This window comes from Balneola sp. EhC07, assembly GCF_001650905.1.
In the GTDB taxonomy this organism is placed as follows: Bacteria; Bacteroidota; Rhodothermia; order Balneolales; family Balneolaceae; genus Balneola.
Map to the genome: position 1 here is coordinate 93,716 of NZ_LXYG01000008.1, position 7,598 is coordinate 101,313.

Here is a 7,598-nt window from a genome sequence, read left to right on the forward strand (position 1 = left end):
TTTCAAAAGAGATCTTATTGATCTCCATCCCATTCTTGTAAGAAGCGATCTACATATTCTTCCATAAAAGTATGTCGCTTTTCAGCTATTTTCTTGGCGGATTCGGTATTCATTCGGTCTTTCAGGAGAAAAAGCTTTTCATAGAAATGGTTGATGGTGTGGCCATCGTCTTTTCTGTATGCTTCAAAACTGATATGCGAAACAGGTTCTATATTCGGATTATACAATTCACGGGATTTATATCCGCCATAAGCAAAGGCCCGGGCAATTCCGATGGCTCCAATGGCATCCAAACGATCGGCATCCTGAACGATCTTGCCTTCCATAGATTTCATTGGAGTAGCAACTTCAGCTCCTTTAAACGAAAGGTCCTTGATGATATCAGATACATGATCAATGACTTCTTTATCAACCTTAATGGAGTACAGCCATTCAGAAGCTACTTTTGGCCCAACAGTTATGTCCCCATCATGGAACTTGTGATCTGCTATGTCATGCAACAATGCGGCGAGTTCAATTACAAGAGTTGAAACAGGATCGGTTGCTTCTGAAGCTAACCTTTTTGACATATTCCACACTCTTAAAATATGCCACCAATCATGACCTGAACCTTCTCCCTCAAGTTGGTTTTGAACAAAGTGTGCTGTTCTTTCTATGTAGTCAGACATGTACAGAGCTCTGCAATTACATCTTGTTTAAGTTGGTCAATTCTTGACAGAGCAGCTTCTATGGTTTCAGGTTTGATCTTTCCTTCTTTTAATAATTTTTGAATGATGGCAATAGCTTTCTTTGCTATATCTTCATCGTATTTAAAATTATTTCCAAATACCAAAACATCTACCCCTGCATTAATTGATTGTAGAATCGAGGTTTCCAAATCATAATTTGAGGTGATGATGGTTTTTTGAAGGTCATCAGAGAAAACAACTCCTTCAAACCCAAGAGAATCACGTAGTAAACCTGAAACAGTTGAGTGAGAGAAAGTGCCGGGCCAGACAGAATCGATATTTGCATTGGTAGCATGAGAAATCTGGATTGCTCTGATGGTTCGTTGTTCAAGCAGGTTTTTGTACGGAGTCAGAAAATCTTCAGACCAGGATAAAGATATATTGTCTGTTGAATCAGTTGGATTATAATCAATACTATAGCCCGGGAAGTATTTAGGAACGCTTAACAATTTTTCGGTATCGTATTCATCCAAAATCAAGTTAGAGATTTCAGTGACTTTTTGTGGGTCGGAAGAAATCAATGCTGCATCAGATGATTCTTTAGTTTTCAGATCCAATCTTGGATGTAAGTTTGTATTTATTCCAACAACCATAAATTCCTGAGCAAATCGCCTGGAATTATTTATTACTTTGAGCGTATCTGAAAAAGAGTTTTGCTCAAAAATGTTTTCCATAGAAGGATATAAATTGTGCAATGCTGAGTGTTCGCTTCCATCATGTTCTACAGAAATAAAGGGTGGATTTATAGAATACCCAACCAAAGCACTATTGAGTTGTAAGAGCTGATCAGGAGATTCAATATTTCTATTATAGGATTTTGTTAGGTAGTCGTAACTATATAGAATGACCCCTCCTAAATTTCTTTCTTTTATATCCCGAACAATTGGGCTTTCAGAGTTAATTTCTGTTCCTCGAAAACCTACAACCAACATTTGTCCGAGTTGTTTATCAGTAAATGAAAGGTTTTTTTCAGCAGGTTCTTCAGAGCTACAAGAGTTGATAAAAAGTGCTGCTACTAATACTAAGAACTGAAATTTATAAATAGATTTATTCATCAATAAGGTTGTTTAATACTTCTCTTAAATTGAATGTTGCTCTGATATCATTATATCGGGCAATGTTTCCGTCTGGATCTATAAGAATATAGAATGGAATTCCACCGCCTTTATACGCTTTAAATGTTTCCTGATCAAAACCATTACCGCCATAAAGTTGAGGCCAGGGATTTTCGAATTTTTCAATATCTGAACGCCATACATCTTCATTAATTTCAGTAGAAATACCTATAATTTCAAAATCTTCTCTGCTGAAATCGTTATAAATATCTCTCATCACGGGAAATTCATCCAAGCAAGGCTGACACCAACCCGCCCAAAAATCCAGTAATACATATTTACCTTTATAATCTTCTAAAGTATGTGTGTTTCCCTGTTCATCTTTAAGAGAAAACAGTTTTGCAGGTTCGCCCGGAGAAACGGATTTAATTTCGTTATAGAAGTACGTTAAAAAGTTAGTGTATTCTTCAAATTCTGAGTACTCATCAAGATAAGATCGGTAACCAGATTCGGCTTTTGAAATCTCAATTTCTCCAATTCGCTCTGCTACTAAAAACATCTTTGCGTATGCTTGGGCTTTTCGGTCTTCTATGTAATCGATTACTTCCATGCGCTTTTCATTCAGTTCTTCATAGGCAAGCCTTTTTATATCATATTCAGCGAGATCTTTTCCGTATGCCTGATTTACACTATCATAAATTCCGAAAGTGCGCGCATAATAATGAGTCACATCCCGAATTCCGGCGCGCTGTGCTTGTAATGACTCAAAGGTAAAAAAGTTATCAGCTTTAGCTTGTTCAAGAATTTCTGCTCTTTCCGAACCGGCATCGAAACCGTTTTGTCCAAGCCTGTATTCTACCGATTTGATCTTGTTTACTATTAACTCACCTTTAGCCTTTTTAATAAAATATTCAAAAGCAGTTCCGGAAAGGTTTTTCTCAGCAATCTGAATTTTTTGAGCGCTTAATTCTAAGGCAGAATTTTCTAATCCTGCTTTAAAATTATTCATCTCTTTCTCAATCCGCTTATCTAATCCCTCAATTTCATTCAAGTAGGTCTGATAAGCTTCATAGTCTTTTAAAAATTTAGACTCAATATCTATATCTAAAGGAAATGAAGAGCGAGATATCAAAAGCTTAAGCTCGTCACTAGCATCCGGAATTAATGAAAAGGAATTATCATCAATGGAAAGAATAAGATTCTTAGTTGTATGTATCGGGACATTGATTTCAAAGGCTCCATTCTGTTCAGGGGAAATACTATATATTTTTTTGGGGGAGTACTTGTAATGCAAAGGTTGCTCAGATATAGAGATCTGAGCGTTTCCGGTATAATCGATAGTCCCGGTAATAGACATGGTGTCAGACTCTTTTGAACAGGAGCTTAGTAACACTACTGTTATAAATAGAAAGAAAGAGATTTTGTTTGAAATCATGGTAGGGATTTTATCAGCTTTAAACTTATGTTCTGTAAGGATAAAACAATTTTTTGAAAAAGGATTTAAATAGCGTTTTATTTCTTAATATTTTCTAATGTTTTATTAAGGCAATGAGTGTAACAATTAACAGTTTAGATGCTCTTGTTAGCGAACAGAAAGATTTAAAAAAAGAGATCTTTCCCAAAAATGGTACAAAACCATGCTAAAATGATCGGTTTTGGAATACAAACTGTTTGTGAAAGCATTTAAAAGGTAAATAACGATGATTCAAAATAATTTAAACAAAGATCTAGAGAGAAAGATAGATCTTTACCTCAACGGACGGCTATCCGAAGAAGAAATAGACAACTTATGGGTAGAGCTAATTCAAGATGGTTATTACTTAGACTACATGAAAAGTGTTGCCAATCTGAAATCAATAATTGAAGAGAAGAGAGAAAGCAAAACTCCTGGAGTTGCAAAACAAATCAGAAAGTATGCTAGTTATGTTACAGCAGCAGCAGTTGTGATTTTCGTAGGTGTGCTTGGAGTAATGAATTACTCAGCCAATAATGCAGACCCAATATCACCAATTGATGAAATCGGGTTGGATATTGTAAGGAGCGGAGGCGGAGTCTCTGTGAGTGTGTCTAACGAGGTTATTAAAAAAGCTGTTCAACTTGCTGCTGATGGAAGTACTCAGGAAGCAAAAGATCTTTTAACTACTGAACTGGATACAGAAGAAGACCCGGCCTTGATAGCTGAGTTTTCTATTACTCTTGGTTCAATTCAATACAATTTAGGAGAGTATGAAGAAGCAGCATCTAATTTTAAAATCGCTACTGAGCAAGAAGGAATTTCTGAAAGTATTCTTGAAAAAGGATATTGGCTTTTAGCGAATTCATATTTTCAGTTAGATCAATTGGATGAAGCGAAAACTGCTTTTCAATACACTTATGATTTAGATCGTGATTACAGCCGTATCGCAAAGAGCTATATCAATGCTCTCAACTCAATGGACGACTAGGTTTAAAAAACCAAACTTAAACAGAAGACTTTTTTCTGACTTTATAACCTGCCAGTAAGCCCACAGTTATTAAGAAAGGTAATATAAACTGTGAGCTTGCTGGTTTTTTTATAACCGGATTAGAATTACCAATCAATGTATAAGCTCCCCAATAATGAGGGTCAGCACTACCTGTTTTAATTTGATCGATCTTTGCTAATCTCATTGCTTCACTCTTAGAAAAACCTTCATTTAAGTGGGAATAGAAACTAGTGGCAAATTCTGATGCAATTTTATCATTGACTTCCCACAAATTCAAGGCAAGACTTTTGGCACCTGCATAACGAAGTGCACGACTTATACCCATAATTCCGGTACCCTGTAGATAATTACCCGTACCTGAACTACATGAGTTGAGCATAATAAGGTCATTGCTCAGCTGATTATCAAATAATTCATAAGCATAAAGAGCATTACCTTCTGTACCATTTGACTGTGCTGATTTCAGATAAATCGTCGAAAACAAAGGATCTCTGGCCGAAACTTCACTATGTGTTGCTACATGTAAAATTTTAGATGAATTAAGCTGATTTTGAAAGGCTTGTTCAGTAGCCCCATTTCCTGAGAAAACCTGTTTATCTTTAAAAGAAGTGAGCACCCGTTGTATTTCTCGTGCTTCTTGAGTAGCAAAGGGTAAAGAGGGTAATTTTTCCTGAAAATCATCGAAATAGGAAATAGCAAAAGCTGAAAAATCAGTGCTTAGACTACCGCTTGTATTTCTATTGTTTTCCAAGTAGTCCTGAAGCGAAGTAAAGTATTTGAAATTGAAATCCTCAATCATATAATGAGAACTCCCATAACTGTAAGAGGTATTGGGCTTCTTGGTCGGCAATACTTCTAAAGGAATTCGGTATAACTCATTGTCTGGAATAACTGTAATATGATCTATGAAATCGGGAATTTTATCCAAGCCTAAAACTTGGTAAACATTATAAAGTGTTTTTAAAGATGTATTCCCGGAAGCCAATTCATTAGCAGTGCTATTAAGTAATTCACCAACTTGCTCTGATATTTCTAATACAGCGAGATCAATGCTTTTCTTTGATATCGAGTTTACATAAAGCTTTTCATTTAATTCTGTATAGTGAAGAATGATCTCATTCTTGTTCATCTGTTGTTGAACCTTCCAAATAGGTATACTTTCTTCTGTTTGCGAGAAAGCAACTTTATTAGTAAGTAACTGTTGTTGTGCTGAAAGTTTGTCGATTTCAGTTTTCAACGCAGATTTCATATTCTCATCTGCGCTTAGATAATCATTCCGTAACGACTGAATCTGTGCAGTTAATTTTTTATCCTCTGCTAGTTCTTTCTCAGTAAGTTTGGATGCTTTTAATAAAGGATTATTATAAAGCGATGCATCATTAATGGTTTTAAGTTTATCTAAGTATGCAACAGATTCTTCTTTATAGTTAAGTTCATTGAGAATTGAGATCATCAATTCAAAAGCATCTAAATATTCCTTTTCAACGGTCCAAAAGCCTGTTTGTGTGTCCACACTTCCTTTTGCACGCTCAATTATTTGGTCCAGATTTGGTTTCAGGTATGTGTAAGCTTCCCTATTTTGGTTTTTCTTATGCATCAACGTAGCATGCAGGTTGTGATATCTTATCAGAACTTCAAATGAAAGATGTTCGAAAGTATGATTTTTTAAAGCGCTTAAAACAGACTGAAGTTTTAATAAATCATTTTGGAGGTTTGCAACTTCTCCTTCCAGGATTAGAGATTCGATGTAAGCTGGAGAAGGAGTATTTGAATATTGAGAAGCAAGTGTTCTGATTTGCAAGATAGAAGACATAGCTGCTTCTAAAGAGTCTATTTCAACAAACAGAGAACTTTTATTCTTTAGAAGATCTAATTTTCTCTCATAATCATCAATATTCTCTAATAATGATTCGGCTTTGGAATACTGTCTCAGCGTTTTTGTAGTATTTTTAAAGTTTTTCCAATAATAGTCTCCAAGATATATATAAATTGCTGACAACTCATTTTTATCAGCTTGTTGTTCAGCTAGATCTTTCGCTAAGTTTATATAAGAAATTGCATTTGCAGAATCCCCTATCGAATTATAATAAACAAACAAGTTTCTATATAGACCTAGCTTTAAAGTGTAATAGGCAGAATTTTGAGTTTGATTTTTTTCAAGCTCTTGAATCGCTTCCAGTAAAAAAGAAGTGTATTTATTCTTTTGCCCCAATTGTTTATAACAAAGTGACAAGTTATTGTACAATTGTGAATTAGGAATGCTGGAATTAGGGTCATTATATAAACCTTCTAAAATTTCTTTAGCATCATTATACTTCCCAATGTTGTAAAGATTAGCGCTTTGTTGTACTAATGTGTAATCAACTCTGTCTTTTAGTTTATAATGGGAGGCAAGCGGTATTAAAATATTACGTTGTAGATAAAGTGATTCTGAATAACTCCCTGTAACACTTAGTGCATAGTCTAATCCACTAAAAACACCTACTTTTTTTCCGAGTGGGGATATAGATTTGAATCAATTATTTTATCGAATATATCGGTAATAAATTGATATCTGTTAGTATCATATGCTGCTTTGAGTAGATTAAAGTACAAAAAAGATTTTTTGAGCTCAGAATAATTACTATCCTTCTCGATGTTTAATTCTGTGAGAATCAAAGAAAATTCTTCTGAATCAAAATAAGAATATACATTTTCACTAAACAAGAGAGAGTACAAAACAAAAACTCTGTATCCGGAATCAATTTCATCAATTGAAATCGATTCTTTGTTTTTCACTGCATTCAGAAGATCAATCTCATTTGATGATAAATTCCGAAGCCACCTATCGTTAAATTTAGTGTGGAAATCATCAAGATCTTTTTGAGGTAAAGAAAGTGAAAGATAATTGATAAGATTAGCAAAAGACCCTGTTTCGAGAGTATAAGTCTTAAGTCGCTCTATCTTCAAAGAATCTTTGTTTTCTATTGAAGAACATTCATTGTCAAGAAATATCTTTCGAAGTTTAACAGAACTTGATTGTGAGATAATTCTGCTGACGATTTTATTAATAGAACAATTAGAGCTATAGAGTTCATTCAATCCCCAAAAACTCAACTCACTTTCGGTGTCAGACTCTATATTTTGGACGTAAGTATAAGCCTGATCAGATATCGATTCATACGGATCGATAGTTTGTTGAGGTAGAAAAAAAGTAAACAGAAATATTAAGAGCATGGTAAGTTAATTGTACTACATATTAATGCTCTTAGACTAAAATTGATAATCGAAATGAATCACATTTTAGGCTTGATGATGATAGGATCAGAGTCGGTACCACCAAAAACAGCATCAGTCGGAGCCGGAGCTTC

Annotated in this window: 6 protein-coding genes; 1 reads left to right on the plus strand and 5 read right to left on the minus strand. The window is 34.7% G+C overall.

Annotation, left to right across the window (positions count from 1 at the left end):
• Positions 1–14 precede the first annotated feature (14 nt).
• The 3 genes from A8B79_RS03935 to A8B79_RS03945 are packed head-to-tail and all read right to left on the minus strand — an operon-like array spanning position 15 to position 3,140.
• Complete coding sequence (locus A8B79_RS03935; RefSeq protein ID WP_066218219.1) at positions 15–668, minus strand: HD domain-containing protein; 654 nt, start codon at positions 666–668, stop codon at positions 15–17.
• On the minus strand, positions 653–1,783 hold the full coding sequence (locus A8B79_RS03940; RefSeq protein ID WP_066218222.1) for a glycoside hydrolase family 3 N-terminal domain-containing protein: 1,131 nt from the start codon (positions 1,781–1,783) through the stop codon (positions 653–655). Before A8B79_RS03940 ends, A8B79_RS03935 begins: the two co-directional genes overlap by 16 nt.
• Positions 1,776–3,140: a peroxiredoxin family protein gene (locus A8B79_RS03945; protein ID WP_066218225.1), complete on the minus strand. Its 1,365-nt coding sequence runs from the start codon at positions 3,138–3,140 to the stop codon at positions 1,776–1,778. The genes A8B79_RS03940 and A8B79_RS03945 overlap by 8 nt, the downstream gene beginning before the upstream one ends.
• 343 nt (positions 3,141–3,483) lie before the next feature.
• On the opposite strand from A8B79_RS03945, the gene A8B79_RS03950 reads away from it, so the two are divergent.
• A complete protein-coding gene (locus A8B79_RS03950; protein WP_066218228.1) occupies positions 3,484–4,227 on the plus strand; it encodes a tetratricopeptide repeat protein in 744 nt (247 codons plus the stop codon).
• A gap of 16 nt (positions 4,228–4,243) precedes the next feature.
• Here A8B79_RS03950 and A8B79_RS03955 read toward each other — a convergent pair whose 3' ends face one another.
• Positions 4,244–6,481, minus strand: a complete 2,238-nt coding sequence (locus A8B79_RS03955) for a CHAT domain-containing protein (protein ID WP_153038344.1) — start codon at positions 6,479–6,481, stop codon at positions 4,244–4,246.
• 248 nt (positions 6,482–6,729) lie between these two features.
• On the minus strand, positions 6,730–7,464 hold the full coding sequence (locus A8B79_RS03960) for a hypothetical protein (protein ID WP_066218235.1): 735 nt from the start codon (positions 7,462–7,464) through the stop codon (positions 6,730–6,732).
• Positions 7,465–7,598: the final 134 nt, after the last annotated feature.